Below are 22996 nucleotides of genomic sequence, written 5' to 3'. Positions count from 1 at the left end.
CCACCGCAAAAAGCGATCCTTCGGATATAACTACTAAAAAACAGCAATTATCAGCATATTATATCGCGAATTCACCATTTACAGGTCAGATTATGGGTGATTATCAAGACTATAAGCGCGTAACACCCAATCTAGCCCGTAAGCCAGTAGGTGTTACTGCCTAACCCTAATGCACCGCGCTAGGCGAGCCATAGCTCAACATCACGGATAATAAAGTTGCCACTGTATGTCGGGTGCGCCTCACCGAGGGGCTCTAACTCAAAGTAGGCTTTGTGCTCATCAGCCAGCCCTTCATAGCCGCCAATCACTTGATAAATCCAGCTTTCAGGATCCCAAGGCAAGCCTTTATCCACCAAGTATTCGAGTGCCGATTGACGCAGGCCTGAAGCTATCACCTCAATAAAATACCCATCCACCGCCTGTTTAAGCGGGTTATCCGGTAGATCAAAATCTTCGCTTGGCCCAATCGGAACCGCCACCTCCTGCTCGCGCGCGCCAACGACCACAACATGACGACTAATGGCCTTAATATGGGCGACAAGATTGAGCAGTTCCAGCTCTTGGCTACTGTTATGCACATCCACCGCGGCGGGCGCCAGTATCGGCTCTGCGCGATTAAAGAGACTGGGCACGGCCTGCTGGGACACATGATCCGCGGGGCGATAGTCTGGGTGCAGCGAAGTGTACAACAACCATCCTTTAAGCAGCCGAGTTCGGCCGCGAATTTGCCTAAAGCGCCCTAATAGCTCCAGCAAACGCCCCTGTACGGCACTGAGCTCCTGGGCGCAATCGCTGATCGTTTCCTGCAGGGTGGTGACCAGCAATTTGCGTAACTCACGGATATCACCAGCGATCTCCCCAAGCTCACTGAATTGACATAGCTCTAAACCATTCAGCAACTCCGACACTTGGCTTTGGGCCAATTCGTTCTCACGGATTTTGGCATTAATCGTGCCGACATAACCAAACTCGTTATTGATCCGCCCCCACAGCAGCCGAATCGAATAACGCAAACTGTCGGCAAAGCTATACACATGCTCGCTTAAATCCGCCAAATAGGCCTCAGCGGCGCTATAGTCTGCGTTATGGCGCGCCTCTTTATAGTGGGAGGCTAAGGTCTTAATCGTCGCTAACGCCGAGCCGACGTTAGCATCAATTTGCCGATTGCGCTCATCACTTAACCCCTCTTCTAAGAGCGCGCGTACCGAGCGTTTAAGGCGCAGCGCTTGATCGGGCTCAGGTCGCCACAAAATCCCTGCCTGCTTGAGCTTTTCAACCACGCTAGGGTCGTGAGCGTCTTCGTTAAGGGCCCCTGCGAGATAGGTATCCATAATGATGTCGGCATGGCGGCCTAACTGCTTTAACAGCTTGACCCCCGCCTGATGCAAATTACTGCTCATATTGGCCTCCTTGCTCGCCTAAGCGGGCTAAGGCAAGGTGAGCTAACATTCTCCCCTGCGCCATCATAGCAAGTCTCGCTGGGTGGCGGTTTCGGCCTGCGCTTCGAGGCTTAGGCCTTCGGTTTCATCAATAAATCTAATAACTTCATAAAGATAATCTAACTTGCCCGTGGCGATATAAATTTGTTTCTCGGCATTAGGGCGCACTAAATAGCCAAGCTCCACTAAGCGTTTAAACACCAATTTAATCTGCGCATCGCTACTGCTACTGGTCGAGCCAAATAAACGGTATTGGCTGAGCTTAGCCAGCTGCTCGCGAAACGCGGGCGTATCTTCGATGCGACTTTGCAACTCAATTAAGCGCACGGGCGCACCTTCACTTAAGGGCGCATCTTGGCCACTGGCTTCTTGCACTAACACTAGCCATTCCACCAGCGGAATAAGTGACTGACAAATGTCCCTAAATTGCGCCGAAATCACCTTACGTTCGCTATCGCCTAACTGCAGATAACCGCAAAAGAACACATCCCCCTCGGCGGCGGAGGCTAAGGTACGGTTGATTTGGTTTAAATAGGCCTCAACCCGTTCGCGGGTACTGCTGGTTTTCAGGGCACGCCAGCCATCTTCATTGGTGGTGCGGCAAATAAATTCGCCCTTGAGGAGTAACTCAATCAAGGCGCCCGTGCCGACTAATACGGTTTGACTCATGATCACACAGTCTCCTTCGATAAGCGTTGGCTAAGCATGGCGGCAATCGGATTCGCCTTAGGCTTAACGACTTGTAATTTTTTGGTTTGTTTATTAATGATGTAGCGATTGGCGAACAAATTCAGCACCTCAGACTCGGGGTTCGGGAAAGCACCGAGCACACAAATATTGTTGTTTTCACAGGCATCAAAAATCTTCTTAACGTTGGTGTGGTGCAAGGTGCCTAGCTCATCAATCGGCCAGTGGATAGTCACATCGCTGCGACCCCGCAGCAAACGGGTAAAGGCTAACAGGAACTTACACAAAATCAGGTAAGCCATGCCGTGGCTTGAGGATTCATTCAGCTGGCGGTCGGTGCGGATAATCAAATCGCTGCTGCCTTCTTTGAGGCGCAGTTCAATCTCCAGCAACTTAGCGATCCCCCCGGTTAAGGCGGCGCGGCCGATAATGTCTAAGGCGCGGCGCATGCTGCTGGTATAGTCTTCATCGGGCAGACCATTAAAGCCATCGGCCTTCCAATGTTTAAAGGCTTTAACGAACTGCTCAAGTTCAGGCCAAAACTCTAACTCGCTGATCCGCGAGCGGATCCGTACCGCTGACTCGCTCACGCCTTCAAGGAATAGCTCTTCGCCCACCTCGCGGGTAATCCGCGCGCTTTGGGAGGCAATGCGTCGGTCGATATCGACAAGCACATCGTAAAATGCCGTTAAGTCGACGCCAAAAATTCGCCCTTGCTCCCGCAGTGCGGTAATCGATTGCGGTACGATCACATTCAGCAATTGTTCAAGCTGCGGCACGAGTTTACGATAATCCAATAAACGAATGCCTTTATCGTTGATAAAGCTTGATTCTTCGCGGGCGCGCTCCCAGGTTTCGGCAAGACCGGAGCCGGACTTACTGGCGATCACTCCATCAAAATGCTCCACATATTGTTTGACTGAGCCCAGTAGATAATCGCGTTTGAGCAGTAAATCTTCCCCTTGGCGCAAACGTTCACCTAAGCTACCTTGGGCTTCTTCATGATTGCTGCCCAGTTTAAGCTCGGCCAGTTTACGCATCACGGCGCGCAATTTGGTGAGGTTTTCAGAAGCGTCAACCTGAGCGGCATTGGATGCCTTAAGCTCGATTTCCCATTGCTGGCGGCGGTTTTTAACCTCTAAGGTTTTGGCCTTGAGCTGCTGCTCAAGCTCTGATACCGCGCGCTTAACCTCGCTAAGCTGGCTTTGCAACTTAGGTTTACGCATCAGCCAAGTGTGCTGATACCAATCATCAAAGCGCAGCACCTCGCTGCGGCGCTGTTCGGCGCGAGTGATCTTCGTTTCAAGCTCACGGATTTGCTGCTTGAGTTTGAGGATATTATCTTCATCCACCCCGCGGGATTTCAGCTCGTTTTTATACCAGGTCTCACAGGCCTTTTGCTCGGCTTTCGCACTGTCGCGCCGCGCGGTAATGGTCGCTTTCAGTTGGCCAAGTTGATTGTCTAAGGCGCCAAGCACTGCTTGCCAGTAGGCTTGTTTTTCCATGCGCGCTTCAAGCGCCTGCTCACGCTGCTCATCGAGCCACTGCGCATGTTGCTGTTTGAGCTGCTTTAACTGCCCATCAAGTTGGGTGAGCCGTTGCCCTGCCTCGGCTTTACGTGCGGCCAAGGCGTGGTTGATGTTTTCTTGCTCACTGCGCTTTTCATCCAACAATCGGCGCAAATCGTCGCGGCTATTTTTGTAGGCGGTGCGGGCGAAAGTGAGCTCGCGGCTCACCCTATCAAGCTCGGCATTGATGGTGATCAGCTGAGATTCAGCCTCGGATTGCAGCTCTTTGGCACTTTGCAGCGCCTCCTCGGCCTGCGTTAAACGAAGGCGCAGTTCCTGCTCCGAGACCGCGTATTCTGGCACTTCGATAGCCTTAAGATCGAACTGGATCCCAAAGCAGCTGTCGCTAGGATCGCTGGCAATACTGGGATGTAAATCGCTGCGGTGCAACAATTCAGGGGCGATCACTTTGCCTAAATGCAGCTCCCACCCTTGGGCCTCCTTACGCAAAAACTCCAGTAGGGTGTGAGACTGCGGGAACAGCATGTGGTGCAATTCATCCAACTCAGTTTGGCGCTCATTCGCCCTTAAGGTGGCAATCCGCAAGGCTTCGTTGGCTTGGTCGCGCTTAGCACGCTGCTTACGCTCATCGCTCGTGAGCCGCTCAACCTTCGCATTGCAGCTTTCTTGCTCTTCATCGGCGCGGGCGATGCGTTCATCAAAAATCGCGAGGTTAAGCTTTTCTTCCTCGGTGTAGCTCACGCTATCCACCCGCAGCTTGAGCTCGGCGGCCTGCAGCTTAATTTGGTATTCTTGCTCGCTAAAGTTAGCCTTGCCGATCTCAAGTTGTTGGCGCCATTGCTGCTCTAAGGCATCGATATCCACGCGAGCCGCTTCACGCTGCTTATCACGCTCTTCGCGCTGTTTGTCCTGCTCAAGATGCAAGCTTTCTAATTCGCGATTTAACTGTTCGCCAATCTTACTGCGCCGGGCGTTATAGGCCGCCTCAATATCTTGGTGTTTTTCGGTTTGTAATTTATGGCGCTCGAGCAGATGACCCACATCGGTTTGCCAACTGGGCAGCATGTCGAGGGCGGCTTTGGCTTCTTCAATATTGGCATCTAAAAAGGCGCCGTGCTGATCTTCAATGGCATCAAGCTCATACTCGCACTTGGCCACATCGCCCTTGGCGGCGGAAAGATCGAGGCTAAGCTCATCACGCTGCTCTTTCCACTCCTCATCGAGTAAGCGCAACTGTAAATGCAGCTCTTTGGCGCGGGTTTGCTCCCGCTCTTGGCGCTCGGCCTCTAAGGTTTCATCGTTACGATAACCACGGGACAGGCTCGCGAGCTTATGCTCGGCGCTCAGCAGTTGGTTAAACTCCTGCTCAAGCTTTTCAAACTCGGGACGAATGACCTCAAAACCTTGAATGAGCTGGCTTTCACGGATCCAAGCTTCAACCCGCTGGGGATTTAACCGCGAGCTTGGAGGATTAACCCCATCTTCCTCAAGAATGGCGGCGATCATCGACTTGACCGTCTCCATCTTGCCTTCTTTAGAGTGCACCGCCTTGGCTAACTTCTCGATATGGCGCAGCGAGTGCTCCCCTTCACACAGGGCATATTGACGAGCGTAAGCCCGCAGCTCGCTTCGATTACTGCCGGTGCTGAGCAAAGTGCGATCATTTTGAATAATGGCGCGATATTCGCGGGTATTCAGCAAATTAGTGGTCGCAACGCCGGCGCGCTTTAAGTCGCGGCCCAGTTCGGCCATGGTATAACACAGCACAGTATCGCCATGTTGCGATTTAATATAATCACTTAGCTCAAAACCTTTTGCGATAAACCGATAATTGACCCCTTTGCCCTCGCCCGCGGAGGCAAGCACCGCCTGATACAGTAAACCGTCGGCCTTTTGGTACTCGTAAATAATGTAGCTAGAGTCGTGTGGCAGATACCAACGCTCAAAACTGTCGCGGGTTGACGGCACTACTCGACTAGGATATTCACCATAAAAAACCGGCACTAAGCGCTGCAGCGTAGTTTTACCCGAGGCATTTGTCCCACAGATATTGGTGTGGCCATTAAGGGCCAGTTCCACCACACCCGGAAGGTGGGTATCAATCAACACGATACGGATCAAGCTTGGCATTTCATTCCTTATCCAGAGGGGAGGCTTATGCTGTAAACGGCCCGCGCGGGCGCAGTCAATGCAACCTATCAAATATCAGTTCATCATGGCGTACATCACGGCGGCCATAAGGTGTAACACCGCAGCCTAGAGACACGCTTCATCTTGCGGCCGTTAAGCTAACCCATAACGACCTTAACTCGTGGGGCGTTAACATAAGGCAATCGCACGGCATTGGCAATTCAGCGCCGCGCCCATAAAAACCGCTAATGATACGCCAACTTGACTCAATAACCTGACTAACAAAGCAGCAGTTGAGCACAAGGCGCACTCAAACCTTGGGCAGCGTCATACGCAGAGAGAAGCGACAAAAGCAAAGCACCGCCTGAGCGCAATCGCGCTTGAATCATACCCGCAGCGACGAGTTGGCATTGAATTTTAATAAAAAATACCTTGATTCTGACCAACTCAAGCCCAGCGCTAAGGACAATAGAGCAAAGAGCCGCTGCGATGTTCGGGAAAAATTATTTACGCATCCTCATAAAATTTTTTGCTTTTCTGCCACACTGTTTTTAGATAGAAAGCTTCTGTATCAACATAGCTTGTTTGTGTTGATAACCAGCCCTAGGAACAACATGAGGAATTCGTTATGGCTCATATTATTGAAGTCGTGCCCAACGATACTGAAATTGAGGCAATGACCACCCCTAGAAACAGCAAAGCGGCCGAAGTCATGCAACATAAGCGTGAGATTAAAAAGCGCTTAGAAGATTACCTCGAACGCGCCGAATTAAGACGAGCCTTAGGCGAGGATGATGCGTTCTAATCCATAGTCAAAACTGTTATTTAACAGTTTATTAGATCAATCATCACCTATTACGTTGATGATAGGGATAGCCACAAGCGGTGGCCATCTAGTTGCTCACCTTCCCCACCGAGGCGAGGCCACTGAGCGACTAGCTGGCTAGGTCGCTTAAACTTAAATGGGTCACTTAAATCACTTACATAAGTCGCTTAAATCACTTACATGAGTCACTTAAATAGTTCGCTTAACTTCGACAACGCCAACCCCCATACTTCCCGTCCGCTGAATTGAGCATTTAACCTAACCATCGCAATCTCATCGCACCATCGCCTGTCACGGCGCGACCACTGCTGAGTTACAGCTCTACCATGGCTGATTCACCGCGCGACTTCGGCTGACTCACAGCTCTACCACGGCGGTACAGTGACCGCCTTCGCGACGCATCAAGATGACTGGGGCGCTGACCGCAGTGTTGATGATTAGCGTATAAATCCGCTCACTTAACCGCTATCATGCGTCCATGCGCTATCGCCTAACACCCTGCAGGAATACGGATATGTCAGAATCCTTAGCCCAGTATCAACACGATCTTCGCCGTTTTTCCGATGAACTTATCCGCATTCAAACGCCCATTAAGATCTTAGATGCCATCAAATGGCCTCGAGAAATGGAGGATCGCTTTCTTGCCAGCAAGGCCAGCGCACTGCCCGCCATTCAACGCGATTTTTATCAAAATATTGCCCTGCCCTTTGATCCCAAGCAAACCCAAGCAGAACTGTTGAATCTCAAGCAAGCGATTCAGCGAGGCTTAGGCAAGCGGGATAAACTCGGTAAAATCTTGATCGCCAATGTGGACCAATATCGCCTCGTGGTGGATATGCTCAATCATCGCGGGACCCCGACCTTTGGCAAACTCAGCCAAGAATTATACGGTAGCGCCAGCCATAAGCTGCACGGCGATCGTCACACCCTGCGCCAATTAGGCGATAAGTTAAGTTATATCTTTTCTTTGCCCGCGGCGCGGCATATGAATAAGCATCACCCGAAAATCATCTCGGCTCCTGAGGCCGTGCGGGTGCTCAGCCAACGCTTAGAGGCCTATTTTCACAGCGACGATATGCGCGTGCGCCTGAGCGATGGCATCGTCTCAGATGCCGCCGTGGGCGGGGATACGGTCAAGCTCAACAGTAAGGCGATGTTTAGCGAGTCAGATCTTAACGTGTACGAGGTGCACGAAGGGTGGGTGCATGTAGGCACGACGCTCAATGGCCGCGCACAACCCCACGCCACGTGGCTAAGCGTGGGGTCGCCACGGGTCGCCGCCACCCAAGAAGGCCTGGCGGTATTGCTCGAAATGCTGACGTTAAGCTCCAATCCGGGACGCGCCCGGCGAATTAGCGATCGGGTCGCTGCAGTCGATATGGCCGAAAATGGCGCCGATTTTATTGAGGTGTTTGACTATTTTAGGGGATTACATTTAAGCGCCAAAGACAGCTACCGCGTCACCCAACGGGTATTTCGCGGCGGCATGGTCGAAGGCGGCAGTTGCTTTACGAAGGATATTGCCTATGTGCGCGGCTATGTCGAGAATATCAACTTTATCCGCAGCGCCATTACCTCTGGTATTCCTGAACTCATTCCGATGTTATTTTTAGGGAAATTAGCCATCGAAGACATTCCGGTGCTCTACCAAGCCTGTCAAGAAGGCATTATCAGCCCCCCTAAATATTTACCGCCGATGTTTGATAACTTTAGCGGCCTGTATGCGTGGTTTGGCTTTGCCTCGGGCTTAGCAGGCATCGATTTGAAAGGGGTACAGCGCCACTTTAGCCGCCTGTTTAAAGAAGTCCCTAATATCGTGCCCTCCCTCGAACTCATTGATGACACGGAGTTTGATAACAACTCGGATTAACCCTGACTCTGGGATTACCCCCTAAGCGCCGCAGAACCCCTTAAGCGCCGCAGAAATAACAAAGCCTCATGCCCACGCCAGCGGCGGGGCATGAGCATGTCAGATGTGAAAGTTAATCGCGTTAAACCTTATCCAGGTATCCACACCAATTTGGGCAGAGCGTTCAGATCTAAACAATCCCCTCGGGTCGCGATTGCCACCTGCTTAGGTTTGGTTTTCGGATCTTGCTTTAACACTTCAACTAACCCTTGCTGCGCCTCACTTTCACCGTGGACTAAGATAACCGGTGGCTGCTCTTCAAAATGGTGATACCAGCGCAATAACTCAGCCTGATCGGCATGGGCCGAAAGCCCACCCACGGTATGAATGTTAGCGGCAACCTTAATGCGATTACCGCGAATAGTCAGCTCCTCGGCCCCATCAACCAAAGCGCGCCCTGGCGTGCCAAGCGCTTGATAACCACAGATAATCACATCACATTCGGGGCGCCACAGGTTATGCTCTAGGTGGCAACGGATCCGCCCACCGTTACACATGCCGCTACCGGCGATAATAATCAAGCCTTGATGAATATCGTTTAGCGCCATGGACTCATCGGTCGTGCGGATAAATTCAATATTTTCGTGCAACGGATGCTGCCCGGGATGCTTGCGGGCAAAGCGCTTAAACTCTTCATCCATCAGCGCATAATGCTTGATATAGACCTCCGTGGCTTCAATCGCCATCGGGCTATCTAGGCAGATTTTCCAGCGGGCCATATCCCATTCTTTGGCATATAAATAAAACAGATACATTAACTCTTGCGCTCGCCCAACCGAAAACGCTGGCAAGAGAATATTGCCGCGGCTTTCTGTCACCGCCTTCGCGAAAATGCCTTTTAATTCGATTAGGGTATCCGTCCAACTGCGGTGGAATCGGTTACCGTAGGTACTCTCCATCACCACGAGATCCGCGGTGGAGACTCGAGTGGGATCGCGCAAAATCGGCATGCCTGCTCGGCCAAGATCGCCGCTAAAGACCACTTTTTTCTGAGCTTTACCTTCACCGATCCACAGCTCTACTAAGGCGGAGCCTAAAATATGCCCCGCATCCGACAGGCAAATATCCACATGGGGGATAACCTGCATCACTTGGCCATATTCTAAGGCCACAAATTGGCTGATGGCCTGCTCGGCATCTTCTACGGTGAATAATGGTTCGAGGGGGTCAAGATCATGTTTTGCGCGCTTTTTATTTTGCCTGTCAGTCTCGCGGCTCTGCAGCATCGCAGCGTCTTTAAGCATGATGGCACACAGATCTACTGTGGCTTTATGGGTATAAATCGGCCCGGTAAATCCCGCCTTCACCAACAACGGTAAGCGCCCAGAATGGTCAATATGGGCGTGGCTTAGGACCACGGCAGCCAGTGATGCGGGTTCAAAGGCAAAGGGGTCGTGATTGCGCAGCTCATCGGCCTTGCCACCTTGGATTAAACCACAGTCGAGCAATAAGCGTTCATGTTCAACCGTCAGTAAATGGCACGAGCCCGTGACTTCCTCGGTCGCGCCTAGAAACTGCAATGTCATTCGCATGGTGTCCCTCCAACGTATCTACCTTGTATAAAGATAGACTATGCCCTTATCTGCAAAAGAAAAAGGATTAATTCATGCCGACGGAGGATATTGCTTCAAGCCTGAAGCAGGGCTTCATTGATGATAAATAAAACAAATGTAAAACAATAAGATAAAATATCTCGCCACGACAGGCTCTCAAAAGACGGCTAAAAAATCAGCTGCCCGCACCCAATATGCAGGGGCGGGCAACCAACACAACAGTGAACCAGTAAAGAGATAAACTCATCTCTTTACACCCGTTGTTAACCTGCCTAGCGAGCCTCGCGTTAACGAACCTTTAGTTAACGAACGATTGTTGGCATGCCTACTCTTGTTAGCCTGCCCAAAGGTTAGCGCGCTTGTGGCTCATCCCCTTGATAAAGCCATCGATACAAGGTCGGCAAAACCAACAGCGTGAGCGCAGTGGAGCTAAATAGCCCACCAATAATCACCACTGCCAGCGGTTTTTGGATCTCACTGCCCACCCCCGAGGATAATAAAATCGGGATGAGACCGAGCGCCGAGGTCAGCGCCGTCATCAATACTGGACGTAACCGCCCCACGGTTCCCTCATACACACACAGGTAAAGCGCCTCACCGCTTTGCCTACGTTGATTAATCGAATCAACCAACACCACGCCATTGAGTACCGCCACCCCAAAGAGAGTGATAAAGCCAATAGAGCTTGGCACCGACAAATAAGTGCCGCTGAGGTACAGTGCCACGATGCCGCCAATCAGCGCTAAAGGCACGTTCGCCATAATCAATAAGACTTGCTTCACCGAGCCAAAGGAGAAGTAAAGCAGCAAAGCAATCAAAGCGATCGACACAGGCACCACCAACATCAACCGTTGCTGCGCCCGCTGCTGATTCTCATATTGCCCCCCGACCATCACAGTGTAACCCGGCGGCAAGTCGGCCTTTGGTACAATCGCGTAGATATCTTGCACTACTGAGCCCATATCGCGCCCCGCGACGTTGGCCTGCACCACCACTCGGCGCTGCACATCATCACGGCGAATATTGGGTGGCGCCATTTCCACCTCGACACTTGCCACTTCACCTAAACGCACGGTGGCGCCATTGGTGCCCGTCAGCAGCAGATCTCTAATCGCATCAGGACTTTGTCTAAATTCAGCGCCGAGACGTAAATGGATATCGTATCTCGCGTTGCCGTCGATCACTTGGCCGGCACTCGCGCCACCAATGCCTTGGCTAACTAGGCTCATCACCTCATCCACACTAATACCGTAGCGCGCTAAGAGATCCCGTTGTGGCCGCACCACTAACTGAGCTTCACCGCTGACTTGCTCAAGAGAGACATCCACCGCTCCGGGAATGTTTGCCACTAACTCACTCAGCACTTGCCCCTTTTGCGACAACACGTCCAAATCCGGACCAAAGAGTTTGATCGCCAGCTGCGCCTTCACCCCTGAGAGCAACTCATCAACCCGCGTTGCAATCGGCTGTGAAAAGGTCAGCAGCAATCCCGGGAAGACGCTCAGCTTTTCTTCCATCAACCGCTGCAGCGCAAGGCGTGAGTTGGCAGACTGCCACTCTTCTATCGGCTTAAGGCCAATGTAAATCTCAATGTTATTGACTGGCTCAGGATCGCCCCCCAGCTCAGCCGCACCAATACGGCTTAAGGCGTATTCCACCTCAGGAAACGTCAGCAGTATCGCCTCAAGCTTGGGCGCAACATCAAGCGATGTCCCTAAACTGGCCGTTGGCGCGAGGGTCACCCGCAGGTTAATGGTGCCCTCTTCTAATTCAGGTACGAACTCAGTGCCTAGGCGTGGCACCAACAACATACTCAGACCAAAGAGCAACAACGCACTGACCATCACCACTTTAGGCCGTGCCAACGTGGCACTCAGTAGACGACGATACCCCCCCTCAATAGGCGCTAACAGCGCGCTATCGCGTAACACCACTCCGCGCTTAAACAAGTACACCGCGAGGGCGGGCACCCCAATAAGAGCCACCATCAACGAGGCGAGCATCGCCAAAATAATACTGACCGCCATAGGCTGGAATAACTTGCCTTCCACGCCCTCAAGGGCAAACAAGGGAGCAAATACCACGATAATAATGGCGGTTGCGAAGAATATTGGGCTACAAACTTCCTTTGCCGCCAGCATGATACGCACCGCCATGTTCGGCTCGGTTTCCTTGCACTTCGCGCCATCTTCTCCGGCCGCGAAGGGATCAACCTCCCCCGAGGCCCGCAATTGTGCGGCGGCTAAATGGCGGCGATCTGGCTGAGTTAAGTGCTTAAAGATATTTTCAACCATCACCACCGAGCCATCGACCAACATCCCGATAGCGACCGCTAAGCCACCAAGGGACATTAAATTAGCCGATAGACCATAATAGGACATCACCAATAGGGCTAAACCGATAGAGACCGGGATCGACAGCAGCACCAGCAGAGTGGCGCGAATATTGACCAAAAACAGCGCTAAGATCACGACAATAAACACAAAGGCCATCAGCAGCGCGTCACGAACCGTCGTCACCGCCTTATCGACCAAATCCGCCTGATCGTAAAACACCTCAAAGGACACGCCCTTTGGCAGCGCCTGCTCGATAAGCTTAACGCGAGTGCCGATATCATCGATCGTCGACTTAGTGTTGGCCCCCATGCGCTTTAACACCACGCCGGCCACCACTTCACCGAGGTTCTCGGCTTGGCCCGCCTCATTACGCCGAGTCATGGTCACGGCGCCGACACGGATTTCACTGCCAAAATCGACGTTCGCAATATCGCCAATGCGCACGGGCGTGCCTTTATTCACCGTCAGCGGGATTTGGGAAATGGCCTGCAACCCTGCCTCTCCCGCAGGCAACATACCATAGCCGCGCACCACCAACTGCTCTTGACCTTGATCCATAAACCAGCCACCAGCGTTGCGGTTATTGCTCTCAAGGGCCGTGGTCACTTGGGTCATGGACAGGTTATAGGCCCGCAATTTATGGGGGTCGACCTGCACTTGATATTGACGCACATGACCACCAAATGACAGCACATCCGTCACCCCACCCACAGGCATGAGGATAAGCTTCACCAGATAATCATTCAGGCTGCGAAGCTCAGTGGCATCGATGCCAGAATCGGCATCGGCCCGCAAAATATACTGATAAATTTGCCCCAATCCCGAGGTGTTTGGCCCAATTTCAGGCGTCCCCACGCCGCTTGGGATCATCTCCCGCGCCGCCTGTAATTGCTCAAACACTTGCTGACGCGCAAAGTAAATATCCGTACCTTCGGCAAACACCACGGTCACAATCGATAACCCTGTACGGGATAACGAACGCACCTCTGTCACCGCAGGTAAGGCGTACATCGCCGATTCCACCGGATAACTGATGAGCTTTTCGACCTCTTCGGCAGCCAACCCTTCGGCTTGGGTATTGATCGTCACCTGCACGTTGGTCACATCAGGAAAGGCATCCAAATTTAATTTAGGCAACATGGCGACACTGGCCACTGTCATGGCTAGCAGCCCGAGTACCACTAATAGCCGATTTTTAATCGCGGCTTCGATTATCTTCTGCAACATAGTTTATTTCCCAAGGGAGAAGGCGGAACACTTAGTGGTTATGGATATCAAAGCCCGATTTGGCCTGCTCCGACGCAAGGAAAAATGCCCCAGCCACGACGACCTGCACTTGTGCTTGTTGAGCTTGCGCTAATTGCGGCCAACGCACTAAACTCAAGCCCCGTTGGCGCTGCACCACTTCCACCTCAACCGACTCAAACCCATCCGCATCTTGAATAAAGATCTGCCAATGCCCATCAGCGCTTCGGCTCAGCGCCGCATCTGGCAATACAATGCCATGATTGCGCTGCGCGCCCTTGGCTTCTCCCTCGGCAAAGTACAACTCGGCAAATTGCCCCGCATGTAACACATGCTCAGGATTAGGCATGCTCACCAACACCTGCTCGGTACGCGTCACACTATTGATTTCATGGGAGCGGCCGATAAGTGTGCCCGCGAGGGTTTTATCGCCCACTTGGACTAAGGCAGGGCTGCCAATGCGGATAAATTCTGCTTGAGCCGGAGTAAGCTGCGCCTCCACCCAGAGATGCGACTCATCGGTGAGCTGCATAAGGGGTGTGCCCGCGGTAAACACTTGACCCAGCATGGCAATATCCTGTTGCACCCGCCCATCAATCGGCGCAAGGAGTTGATAACTGCCAATGGCTTCAGGTGACGATTCCAAGGCGCGAATTTGCGCGCTGGTCATGTTAATCGCCGCTAATGTCGCCCGCTTCAGTTCGGCATCGACCTGCGCCTGCATCCGACGACTGACGCTCACCGCGCCTTCACTCATCCGCTTAACTCGGCTCCATTCGGCGGCAGCATTAATATACTCCGCCTGCGCCTGCGCAATAGCGACACCGCCTAAGGTTAATAATGGCTGACCTTGTTTGACTTCTTGGCCTGGCACCACATGGCGCGCCAACACCCGCACATCGAGCTGGGGGGCGAGAGTGGCAGTACGATCGCGGTCAACCACTAAGGTCGCCGTAGCGCTCATGTTGAGATTTAAATTGGCAGCCGCCAAACTGTCGCTTGATAGCGGCAACAAGCGGATCCCCGCTAATGCCAGTTGCGATTCGGTCAGTGTTAATGCCGTCTCGCCATGCTCATCTTCATCCTCATCGTGACCATCCCCAGATTTTACCGGCGTGGGATGTGAGTGCTTATCGGCGGGCTTAAATAGGGTGGGATGCTCATGATCATGGTCATCCCCAGCCCATGAGGATGCCGAGCTCAACGCTAAGCCACCCAGCAGCACTAAGGCTAAAGTGAGTTTTGATAGCGCCAACGGGCGCGGCAGGCAAGACAGGCGATAATGTGTAGTTGCATTCATGGCGTTGACCTTATTCGGTTACAATGTGGGCCGCTGGCGCCACCTTAAAAGTAGGATGAGCTCGACGGGTGCTTAAACTGATATCCGAGCCTAAAGTGGCACCAGAACCTAAAGTGGCACGAGCGCTTGACGTGACGTTTGCGCTAGGGTTTGCGCTTGGGTTTGTACTTTGGGTCACGGTAAGACGCTGCTCAATAAAGGGCATCAGCTGGCCGCTTTCTCCCATCCAGGTTAGCCAGCGTTGATAAATAGCGGTCTCAAGGTTTAGCCCCACCAAATAACTGGCCGCCAACTGCCGCCGGCTTTGTAAATACTCGCTGGTACTCACATCTCCCGCTTGCCATTGCTGACTTAAAGATTGGCTGACCTTGGCACCCGAGGCCTGCACTAATTCACGCCAATCCTGATAACGGGCCAGCAATCGAGGTAGCGCCCGCGTAAACTGGCTCTCTTTGGCACTGAGCACCCGCTCTCTGGCTAAGTAATTTTGCTCCGCAATGGCAATATCCTGCGAGGCCATCACATGCAATTCATTGTAATTGTTGCGAATATGCAGCGGAACTGCGACGCCGATGCCTAATTTGTTATCAGAACCCTCCTTTTCGGCGGTAATACTGACCGTCGGATCAGCAACGGTGCTCGTCTTCACCTGCTGCGCCGCCAATCGCGCCAACAGCACTTGTTGATAAGCTGACGCCAGCGCGGGCAATCTTGCGCCCTGCGGCGCTTGAGAGAGCACGGCTTGCTGGATATTGCCGATAAAGTCATTAAAGGCAAAAGACTCATCTCCAAGCAATTCAATCACCTTTGCCTCAGCCACTAATGCCGCTTGTTCAGCTAACGCGTGATCAGCGGTGTTGCTGGCTAACTCAAGCTGCATTAATTGCAGCTCCACTTCGGATAAATCCCCGGCGGCTAAACGCTGCTCAGCAAGCGTGAGCTGCGCCTGCGTAAACTTAAGTTGCTGCTCCACAAAGGTCAGCGCCTTGCGGCTTTGGGCCTGTTCAGCGAGCGCCAATAACCGCTCAGCCAACATTTGACTGCGCTCTAAGCCAATATCAGCCAAGAGTATTTGGGCTTGAAGCTGAGCAACACGGGTCGCACTCGCGCGCTTATCAGCCCAATCTAGGGTTTGGCTGATCCCCACGCTGTAAGCATCGGTTTCGGCAGATTGATAATCCACCCCTAGCTCTGGGTTATAAATGGCGCGATCCGCCGCTTGGATAGCTAACTCAGCCTGCTGCTGGCGCACTTGCTGAGCTTGCACCTCAGGTAACGAATTAAATTGATGGATTAATGCTGGCAGCCATTGCTCAAAAGTCGCCGTGGCCAAGGCGGTATTTTGCGTCGTAGCCGCCACTGAAGCCCCCTTAAGCGCAGTCACATTAAGTGCTGTCACATTGGGGGCAGGTTGTTGAGCCGCCAAGGCGCTAACGGAGGCGGCAGAAAGCAACAGCCCACCACTCAACACGCCCAGTAGGCTGCAGGGGATAATGGTTTTGTTCATCGAATATCCTAACAATATCAGCAAATGATCGGCCACTTGGCGATGCGTTATAAGGCGTATCATGCCAATAACGGTAGCGCGGCCGCTCGACTCCCCCCTTCAAAGCAAAGTCATATCGCAGTAACGCAAAGTTACATAGCAGTAAGGCACGCTATGCCGATGCATAGGGCGCATACTCAGCTTATTTCAGTAGGGGATAGCACTGAACAGTACGCTGCGGCCAACATGACTCAGCGGCAGCGGTTCAGTCACGCGCAATTACGCGATGGGAGGGCGATATTTAGGATAATTATCAGGAGCTAAATAGGTAAATTCGGAAGCAATATAAACACTTTCGCCCGCAACGAGGGGCTGGCTAATCAGCTGAGTTAATAATGCCACATGGCCACCATGGCATTGGCAGTCAAGACACAGGTCAAAATCTTGGATTTGAGTGCTCTTCACGAAATGAGCGTGAAAGCCATAGACGGGCATGGTGGATAACTGCAATTGATTGGGCGCGGCATCGACGCCATGCCGATCGGCGCTAACCTGGTCAGCCATGACCGTAAACGATGGGGTTCCCAAGGGCTCTGCCATAAAAGGGAACTTAGCAACATGGTCAATTGCCCCGCCTTTCGCTAACCCTTGCTCATTTGGGCACATGCAATCAACGCATTCAGTGTAAACCGTCACTTGAGCGCTAAATTGTAAATGCGGGTGATTATCGGACTCTTGCAAACCACTCGCCGCATGTAACTGATGGGCACCAAAATTCGCGCCGACAAACTGCAGCACTATGATAGCTATCAGGAACATCGCCATTCGGATCACGAAAGGCTTAGGGCTCGAAGTCAAATATCACCTATCTTAACGATAACAAAGTCAGGGTTACACCCACATCTGACCGGCATTTTAAACATAAGTTCGCCACTCGCAAGTCAAACCTCCCCAGACTGTGACCCTGCCCCGCCGCCAAGGCGCTTTCACGGGTAAAGTCTATGCAAAACAAGCGAGAACACCGACACACAGAAGTGAAAAACGAAAAGTGAGCAGCGAAAACCGAGTATCGAGTGGCCTTAAGCGACGGCATGCAAGCCAAGGATTCGCATTCTGGGCTTACATACCACGCTTAAGCACCCAAGTGCATTACTTAAACACGCAGTGTTTGGCGTAATCACCCATTTCGTTAGCCGTCCAATCGCCCTTTGGCTTTTCTTGCATTTTTTTACACCAGGCTTCACTGCCCACTTCAGGGGCGCAGGCGCTAAGACCTGCAATACAAGTGACCACCAGCGTTGCTTTTACCAAAGCAGACTTTACATGAGTAGATTTTAATAATGACATCATTAATTCCTTAGAAAACAATTCCCCCAAGCGGGAGACTACCGGGTCGAGCGCTTCGTTATCCACGCAATGGCCTTAGCCTTTTGCTCAAGAGGAAACCAGGCGACCTCACCCTGCATAAACGGGCCTAACAACTGCACTGCATTGCCCACCCAATCGGGGCCACCCACAAACACGAGCGCTTCAAACTGGGGAAGCTGGACTTCACCGCACCCCGTCAGCGAGGCAAACTCCCAGCCTTCAAGCAAGACATCCGCCTCAATATAGAGACAAACCTGCCCCCAATCCTTACGGTAACTCTTGATGGCCGGCTGCAGGCGGGTCCGATAATCGCTAGAAGATAGCCGACCGCTCGCGAAAAGACTAATAACACCCTTAGCAATATCGGGGATTTGGCATAACATAAGAAGACTCCAAATCGACAACAGAAAACTTTGCCCGCAAGCTGCACCTAACGCTGGCAAAGCATGACGCCGATGATAACAAATCTATTAAGGAGCCATAAGCACAAATCCTTATACCTCCTCAATCTATGCTGAAAAAGCTTAAGTGTGCCATGATAAATATTTCAAACCGTGTGGAACTTCAGGAAAATGAAATCGAATGGCAATTTATCCGCGCCAGTGGTGCGGGTGGCCAGCATGTCAATAAAGTGTCCACCGCAGCCCAGCTGATATTTGATATTCGCAGCTCATCCCTGCCAGAATATTATCAACAACGCTTGCTGAATAAGGCCGACCATCGGATCACTAAAAGCGGTAAAATCATCATTAAATGCCAAGAAAGCCGCAGCCAAGATGCCAACCGCCAAGCCGCGCTCGCGCAGTTTATTGCCCTCGTCGCCAGCGTGGCGCAAACCCCGAAAAAACGCATCCCCACCCGCGCGACCAAGGGCAGCCAAACCCGGCGCTTAGAGACAAAAAAACAGCGGGGAGCAACCAAAGCCATGCGCCAATTCAAACTCTAGGCCAAGCCACCTTTTAAGCTAAGCTGGCTAGCTTGTTTGATTTCAATGGCATAAACGATGTAGCAGATGCAAAATCCCTTTGAACAGGTTAACGTAGTGGCCTAGCTTTCCCTGACATTTGTAGCCCCGAACTTGACCTACTCCGTTCGGAAGAAAGGACCCCTATGACTCATAAAATATTGCTCCTCAATGGCCCCAATTTGAACCTGTTAGGACGCCGTGAACCTAACCTTTATGGGCAGCAAACCTTAGCGGATATCGTCGCCACCTTAAACACACAGGCAGTGGCGGCGGGCGTGCAACTCGAGCACCTGCAAACAAACGCCGAATCAGCCCTTATCGATGCTATTCACGCCAGCGACGCCCAGTTGATTATTATCAACCCCGCCGCCTTTACTCACACAAGCATTGCCCTGCGCGATGCGCTGCTTGGCGTCGACATCCCCTTTATTGAAGTACATTTATCCAATGTCCATGCTAGAGAGCCGTTCCGCCACCATTCCTATTTATCCGATAAAGCCATTGGGGTCATTTGCGGCTTTGGCGCTCAAGGCTATGAATTTGCCTTAGCCGCGGCAATCAAACGCCTCACGGCCAAGGCATAAACGCATACCCTGAGTCTATTTAAGGCCCTGAGCTTGGTAGGTTTGACTATTCCAGTCAAAGGCATACAGCGTCCCTTGCCACTCATACAAGGTGCGCCCATCGCGCTGAACCACTCTCGCGTTACTCGGCAGGCTCGAAAGACTCGCGCCAGCGCGAGGTTGTAAGGCAGGTTGAGCCGCCTCGCGGCCCTCACCAGTCACGCCGGCACCTGCCATGTTGGCCACCTGACTTACGGGCGTCGATACCATTCGCCGCGCATCAGGGGAATACTGCATACCCGTCGTCACCCGCACCGGGGAAGAGAATGTGTTCACGTCATCTTCGTCAGCCCTAGGAATGGCAAGCCCAATGCTTGAATAAGGCGAATGGCGATAATCCCAGCCATGAGTCACATAGCCATTATCGTGCTCACCAAAATACCCACCCTGATAGGGACGGACATGCCAGCCCCAGCCGTAATATGAGTTCCAGCTCGACGCAACCCCCAAACCCCAGCCCCAAGGATAGCCATGACGATGCCGATGGCGGTAATGCGCATCATGGTGCTTAGCACCAGTGCCGCCATCGCGCCGATAACCGCCGCGACTATGACTGATTAGCGCCTCGTTGGAGCGATTGTCCCTAAACTGATTGCCGCTGGCGCGGCTAACATTGTTCGGCTCAAAAGAAGCCACATCCGCTTGCGCCCGCGCGGCACTCACACCATTGACCAGTGATAATAACGCCAGCAGCGCCAACACGGCAGGCCTTGGCGGCACACGCAATTTGCTAGCTAATTGATCTTTAAGAGACTTAGCTTGAGTCAACCCAAAAGAAGCCTGCATATACACCTCGATAACCCAGCCTAAGGGACAAAGGCCGCCGCCCCCACAAATACCATTTACCCCACGGGCGGCGGATGTTCGCTTAATAGGTTAACCCTAAAACAGAAAAATGCTATAGTGCGCGCCACATGGATTTCCACCCTAGAGGCTATTTCCACATGAGTTTTAAGGATTTACGCAGCTTTATCGATCACCTTGAAGCCAATGGTGAACTTAAACGGATCCGCTATCCGGTCGATCCCCATTTAGAAATGACCGAGATCGCCGATCGCGTCTTGCGCGCCAAAGGCCCTGCTCTCCTGTTTGAAAATCCCAAAAATCATGCGATGCCCGTTTTGGCGAACCTCTTTGGTACCCCTAAACGCGTGGCGATGGCCCTAGGTAAAGACGATCCGCTGGCCCTACGAGACGTGGGTGAACTGCTGGCTTTTTTAAAAGAACCCGAGCCGCCCCGCGGTTTTAAAGACGCGATCGCGAAGATCCCGATGTTCAAACAAGCCTTGAACATGCCGCCCAAAACCGTGCGCAATCCGCCTTGTCAGCAAATCATCAAAACCGGTGAGGAGGTCGATTTAACCCAATTACCGATCCAACATTGCTGGCCGGGAGATGTCGCGCCTTTAGTCACTTGGGGATTAACCATCACCAAAGGACCGCGTAAAAGTCGACAAAATTTAGGTATTTATCGCCAGCAGCTGCTCGGTAAAAACAAGCTTATCATGCGCTGGTTATCCCACCGGGGTGGGGCACTCGATTTTGCCGATTTTAAACAGCAATTTCCCGGCGAACGCTATCCTGTGGTGGTGGCGCTGGGGGCTGATCCGGTGACCATTCTGGGCGCCGTGACTCCCGTGCCCGATGCCATGAGCGAATATGCCTTTGCCGGTTTACTGCGCGGTGAGCGTACCGAAGTCTGTAAGGCCATAAGCTGCGATTTAGAAGTGCCCGCCACCAGTGAAATCATCCTCGAAGGCTATATCGATCCCGATGAGCTAGCAGAAGAAGGCCCCTACGGCGATCACACGGGTTACTACAACGAAACCGATAAATTCCCGGTATTTACCGTAACCCATATCACTCAACGCCAAGATGCCATCTATCACAGCACCTACACCGGCCGGCCACCCGATGAGCCCGCCATGCTCGGGGTCGCCTTAAATGAAGTCTTTGTGCCGATATTGCGCAAGCAATACCCTGAAATTGTTGATTTTTACCTACCACCCGAAGGTTGCTCCTATCGCATGGCGGTGATCTCTATCCGTAAACAATACCCGGGCCACGCCAAACGGGTAATGATGGGCGCTTGGTCATTCCTACGGCAATTTATGTACACCAAGTTTATTGTGGTGGTGGATGAAGACGTCAACTGCCGCGACTGGAACGACGTGATATGGGCGATCACCACCCGCATGGATCCTAAACGCGATACCGTGATGATTGAAAATACCCCCATCGACTACCTCGATTTTGCCTCACCAATCGCAGGCCTTGGCTCCAAAATGGGCCTCGATGCCACCAATAAGTGGGAAGGTGAAACCACGCGCGAATGGGGCACACCGATCGTCATGGATCCTAAGGTCAAGCAGCGGATCGACGCTATCTGGGATGAACTGGGCATCGACGACAACCCCACCCTGTAACAGCACACTATGGCTTACGCCGTGACTCAAGGTCGCGGCGTAAACCGCAAATAGCCCTAAGGCCCTAATACGACACCTTAAAACGACATAACGAAAAAGGTGCAAAGGAAGTCTGATGAACACCATACGTTGCAAGATAGAACACGTGAGCCCCTTTAATGATGCCGTTTATCGTGTATTGTTAACGCCTGAAACGCCCTTCGACTTTAACGCGGGCCAATACCTGTGCGTCGTCATGGGTGAAAACGATAAGCGCCCCTTTTCGATTGCATCGGCGCCCAATGCCGAGTTTATCGAGCTGCACATTGGCGCAGCCGTCAGCGAAAGCTATCCCATGCAAGTGATTGAGCGCCTTAAAAATCAAAGCCATATCGATATCGAGGCGCCCGGTGGCGAAGCGCACCTGCGTCACGACAGCCTGCGCCCACGGCTGCTCATCGCCGGTGGTACTGGATTTTCCTACATAAAAAGTATTGTCGAGCAGCAAATTGCCCTCGGTCAGCGCGTTGCCACCACCTTGTATTGGGGCTGTCGCACTCAAGATGCGATGTACTGCGAGGCTCTCGCCCGGGAGTGGCACGCCACACACCCTTGGTTGCACTTTGTCCCCGTCGTGGAAGACGCCAGCCCACAATGGCAAGGCAAAACCGCCAAGCTACTCGATCAAATTCAACAGGATTTTATTAGCCTCAATGGCTACGACATCTATATCGCTGGCCGTTTTAATATGGTCGGCGCCGCGCGGGAGCGCTTTCGGGAGATGGGGGTGGAAGAAGCGCATCTTTACGGCGATGCCTTCGCGTTTATCAAATAATGCGTGAGTATTTTTTGGCGCGCTAACGTCGTTGCCAATCCCCCCCTGCTGTGGCAGGGGGATTCATCACCGGAGAGATTACGCCGCAAAACGCGCTACTCCTTAAAACTGACTGGCTCGCTTATTTCCCCAAATGATCGGCTAACTGTTGCGCACAAGCAGCAGCCCACTTATCCATCATCTTTTGCAACTCGTTTGTGGTAATTGGAGCGTCTTTTTGAACGGCGTCATCACTCTCGCGCGCATCTAACACTCGCACTAATAACTTACCACTTTGTGAATCAAGCAATTGCGCCATGCTCCTGATAAATACGCTGATGAGGATGGCTTGCACTCGTGTTAAATGCATTCAAAGGAA

18 protein-coding genes are annotated in these 22996 nt (G+C 52.3%); 6 read left to right on the top strand and 12 right to left on the bottom strand.

Features of this window, described 5'->3' with window-relative positions; genetic code table 11:
- Window positions 1–179 precede the first annotated feature (179 nt).
- The 3 genes from ACRCZA_RS04035 to ACRCZA_RS04025 all read right to left on the bottom strand — a co-directional run bounded on the left by ACRCZA_RS04035 (window position 180) and on the right by ACRCZA_RS04025 (window position 5785).
- Window positions 180–1400 carry a phosphoenolpyruvate carboxylase gene (locus tag ACRCZA_RS04035; RefSeq protein WP_438673192.1) on the bottom strand — a complete coding sequence of 407 codons (1221 nt, stop codon included), beginning with the start codon at window positions 1398–1400 and terminating at the stop codon, window positions 180–182.
- A 63-nt stretch (window positions 1401–1463) separates the two neighbouring features.
- Window positions 1464–2108, bottom strand: a complete 645-nt coding sequence (locus ACRCZA_RS04030) for a hypothetical protein (RefSeq protein WP_438673191.1) — start codon at window positions 2106–2108, stop codon at window positions 1464–1466.
- 2 nt (window positions 2109–2110) lie between these two features.
- Entirely contained in the window at window positions 2111–5785 is a 3675-nt protein-coding gene (locus ACRCZA_RS04025) for an ATP-binding protein (protein WP_438673190.1), read from the bottom strand.
- Window positions 5786–6413: 628 nt separating this feature from the next.
- On the opposite strand from ACRCZA_RS04025, the gene ACRCZA_RS04020 reads away from it, so the two are divergent.
- Both ACRCZA_RS04020 and ACRCZA_RS04015 read left to right on the top strand, forming a co-directional pair.
- Entirely contained in the window at window positions 6414–6590 is a 177-nt protein-coding gene (locus ACRCZA_RS04020; RefSeq protein WP_438673189.1) for a hypothetical protein, read from the top strand.
- Between the two features lie 535 nt (window positions 6591–7125).
- Window positions 7126–8481 (top strand): flavohemoglobin expression-modulating QEGLA motif protein, encoded by a 1356-nt coding sequence (locus ACRCZA_RS04015; RefSeq protein ID WP_438673188.1) that lies wholly within the window; start codon window positions 7126–7128, stop codon window positions 8479–8481.
- A 128-nt stretch (window positions 8482–8609) separates the two neighbouring features.
- On the opposite strand, the gene ACRCZA_RS04010 is transcribed toward ACRCZA_RS04015, so the two are convergent.
- From ACRCZA_RS04010 to ACRCZA_RS03980, 7 genes are all read right to left on the bottom strand, one after another.
- The gene (locus tag ACRCZA_RS04010; protein WP_438673187.1) at window positions 8610–10052 is read right to left on the bottom strand and encodes an MBL fold metallo-hydrolase RNA specificity domain-containing protein; all 1443 of its coding nucleotides are present in this window, start codon (window positions 10050–10052) and stop codon (window positions 8610–8612) included.
- 371 nt (window positions 10053–10423) lie between these two features.
- A complete protein-coding gene (locus tag ACRCZA_RS04005; RefSeq protein ID WP_438673186.1) occupies window positions 10424–13636 on the bottom strand; it encodes an efflux RND transporter permease subunit in 3213 nt (1070 codons plus the stop codon).
- Window positions 13637–13667: 31 nt separating this feature from the next.
- Window positions 13668–14954 carry an efflux RND transporter periplasmic adaptor subunit gene (locus tag ACRCZA_RS04000; RefSeq protein WP_438673185.1) on the bottom strand — a complete coding sequence of 429 codons (1287 nt, stop codon included), beginning with the start codon at window positions 14952–14954 and terminating at the stop codon, window positions 13668–13670.
- A 10-nt stretch (window positions 14955–14964) separates the two neighbouring features.
- Window positions 14965–16461 carry a TolC family protein gene (locus tag ACRCZA_RS03995; RefSeq protein WP_438673184.1) on the bottom strand — a complete coding sequence of 499 codons (1497 nt, stop codon included), beginning with the start codon at window positions 16459–16461 and terminating at the stop codon, window positions 14965–14967.
- 258 nt (window positions 16462–16719) lie between these two features.
- The gene (locus ACRCZA_RS03990; RefSeq protein ID WP_438673194.1) at window positions 16720–17265 is read right to left on the bottom strand and encodes a hypothetical protein; all 546 of its coding nucleotides are present in this window, start codon (window positions 17263–17265) and stop codon (window positions 16720–16722) included.
- 324 nt (window positions 17266–17589) lie between these two features.
- Window positions 17590–17787 (bottom strand): DUF3012 domain-containing protein, encoded by a 198-nt coding sequence (locus ACRCZA_RS03985; RefSeq protein ID WP_438673193.1) that lies wholly within the window; start codon window positions 17785–17787, stop codon window positions 17590–17592.
- Between the two features lie 38 nt (window positions 17788–17825).
- Window positions 17826–18191, bottom strand: coding sequence for an STAS/SEC14 domain-containing protein (locus tag ACRCZA_RS03980; RefSeq protein WP_438673183.1), 366 nt, complete (start codon window positions 18189–18191; stop codon window positions 17826–17828).
- A gap of 152 nt (window positions 18192–18343) precedes the next feature.
- Between ACRCZA_RS03980 and arfB the strand changes: the two genes are divergently transcribed.
- A complete protein-coding gene (gene arfB, locus ACRCZA_RS03975; RefSeq protein ID WP_438673182.1) occupies window positions 18344–18754 on the top strand; it encodes an alternative ribosome rescue aminoacyl-tRNA hydrolase ArfB in 411 nt (136 codons plus the stop codon).
- A 164-nt stretch (window positions 18755–18918) separates the two neighbouring features.
- A complete protein-coding gene (aroQ, locus tag ACRCZA_RS03970) occupies window positions 18919–19359 on the top strand; it encodes a type II 3-dehydroquinate dehydratase (RefSeq protein ID WP_438673181.1) in 441 nt (146 codons plus the stop codon).
- 15 nt (window positions 19360–19374) lie between these two features.
- Here aroQ and ACRCZA_RS03965 read toward each other — a convergent pair whose 3' ends face one another.
- On the bottom strand, window positions 19375–20184 hold the full coding sequence (locus ACRCZA_RS03965) for a hypothetical protein (RefSeq protein ID WP_438673180.1): 810 nt from the start codon (window positions 20182–20184) through the stop codon (window positions 19375–19377).
- 158 nt (window positions 20185–20342) lie between these two features.
- Here ACRCZA_RS03965 and ubiD point away from each other — a divergent pair, with 158 nt between their 5' ends.
- Together ubiD and fre are read left to right on the top strand one after the other, a co-directional pair.
- Window positions 20343–21824, top strand: a complete 1482-nt coding sequence (gene ubiD, locus ACRCZA_RS03960) for a 4-hydroxy-3-polyprenylbenzoate decarboxylase (RefSeq protein WP_438673179.1) — start codon at window positions 20343–20345, stop codon at window positions 21822–21824.
- A gap of 115 nt (window positions 21825–21939) precedes the next feature.
- Window positions 21940–22638: an NAD(P)H-flavin reductase gene (gene fre / locus ACRCZA_RS03955; protein WP_438673178.1), complete on the top strand. Its 699-nt coding sequence runs from the start codon at window positions 21940–21942 to the stop codon at window positions 22636–22638.
- Between the two features lie 121 nt (window positions 22639–22759).
- On the opposite strand, the gene ACRCZA_RS03950 is transcribed toward fre, so the two are convergent.
- Window positions 22760–22936: a DUF3313 family protein gene (locus ACRCZA_RS03950; RefSeq protein WP_438673177.1), complete on the bottom strand. Its 177-nt coding sequence runs from the start codon at window positions 22934–22936 to the stop codon at window positions 22760–22762.
- Window positions 22937–22996: the final 60 nt, after the last annotated feature.

Source organism: Shewanella sp. (assembly GCF_051658185.1).
Taxonomy (GTDB): Bacteria; Pseudomonadota; Gammaproteobacteria; order Enterobacterales; family Shewanellaceae; genus Shewanella.
The sequence above is the reverse complement of the archived record's forward strand: the minus strand, read 5'-3'. Positions and strand labels throughout refer to the sequence as shown.

Excerpts from the sequence above, each read along its gene's own strand:
- ACRCZA_RS04035 (WP_438673192.1), bottom strand. The coding sequence starts at position 1,400 with ATGAGCAGTAATTTGCATCAGGCGGGGGTCAAGCTGTTAAAGCAGTTA.
- ACRCZA_RS04030 (WP_438673191.1), bottom strand. The coding sequence starts at position 2,108 with ATGAGTCAAACCGTATTAGTCGGCACGGGCGCCTTGATTGAGTTACTC.
- ACRCZA_RS04025 (WP_438673190.1), bottom strand. The coding sequence starts at position 5,785 with ATGCCAAGCTTGATCCGTATCGTGTTGATTGATACCCACCTTCCGGGT.
- ACRCZA_RS04020 (WP_438673189.1), top strand. The coding sequence starts at position 6,414 with ATGGCTCATATTATTGAAGTCGTGCCCAACGATACTGAAATTGAGGCA.
- ACRCZA_RS04015 (WP_438673188.1), top strand. The coding sequence starts at position 7,126 with ATGTCAGAATCCTTAGCCCAGTATCAACACGATCTTCGCCGTTTTTCC.
- ACRCZA_RS04010 (WP_438673187.1), bottom strand. The coding sequence starts at position 10,052 with ATGCGAATGACATTGCAGTTTCTAGGCGCGACCGAGGAAGTCACGGGC.
- ACRCZA_RS04005 (WP_438673186.1), bottom strand. The coding sequence starts at position 13,636 with ATGTTGCAGAAGATAATCGAAGCCGCGATTAAAAATCGGCTATTAGTG.
- ACRCZA_RS04000 (WP_438673185.1), bottom strand. The coding sequence starts at position 14,954 with ATGAATGCAACTACACATTATCGCCTGTCTTGCCTGCCGCGCCCGTTG.
- ACRCZA_RS03995 (WP_438673184.1), bottom strand. The coding sequence starts at position 16,461 with ATGAACAAAACCATTATCCCCTGCAGCCTACTGGGCGTGTTGAGTGGT.
- ACRCZA_RS03990 (WP_438673194.1), bottom strand. The coding sequence starts at position 17,265 with ATGGCGATGTTCCTGATAGCTATCATAGTGCTGCAGTTTGTCGGCGCG.
- ACRCZA_RS03985 (WP_438673193.1), bottom strand. The coding sequence starts at position 17,787 with ATGTCATTATTAAAATCTACTCATGTAAAGTCTGCTTTGGTAAAAGCA.
- ACRCZA_RS03980 (WP_438673183.1), bottom strand. The coding sequence starts at position 18,191 with ATGTTATGCCAAATCCCCGATATTGCTAAGGGTGTTATTAGTCTTTTC.
- arfB (WP_438673182.1), top strand. The coding sequence starts at position 18,344 with ATGATAAATATTTCAAACCGTGTGGAACTTCAGGAAAATGAAATCGAA.
- aroQ (WP_438673181.1), top strand. The coding sequence starts at position 18,919 with ATGACTCATAAAATATTGCTCCTCAATGGCCCCAATTTGAACCTGTTA.
- ACRCZA_RS03965 (WP_438673180.1), bottom strand. The coding sequence starts at position 20,184 with ATGCAGGCTTCTTTTGGGTTGACTCAAGCTAAGTCTCTTAAAGATCAA.
- ubiD (WP_438673179.1), top strand. The coding sequence starts at position 20,343 with ATGAGTTTTAAGGATTTACGCAGCTTTATCGATCACCTTGAAGCCAAT.
- fre (WP_438673178.1), top strand. The coding sequence starts at position 21,940 with ATGAACACCATACGTTGCAAGATAGAACACGTGAGCCCCTTTAATGAT.
- ACRCZA_RS03950 (WP_438673177.1), bottom strand. The coding sequence starts at position 22,936 with ATGGCGCAATTGCTTGATTCACAAAGTGGTAAGTTATTAGTGCGAGTG.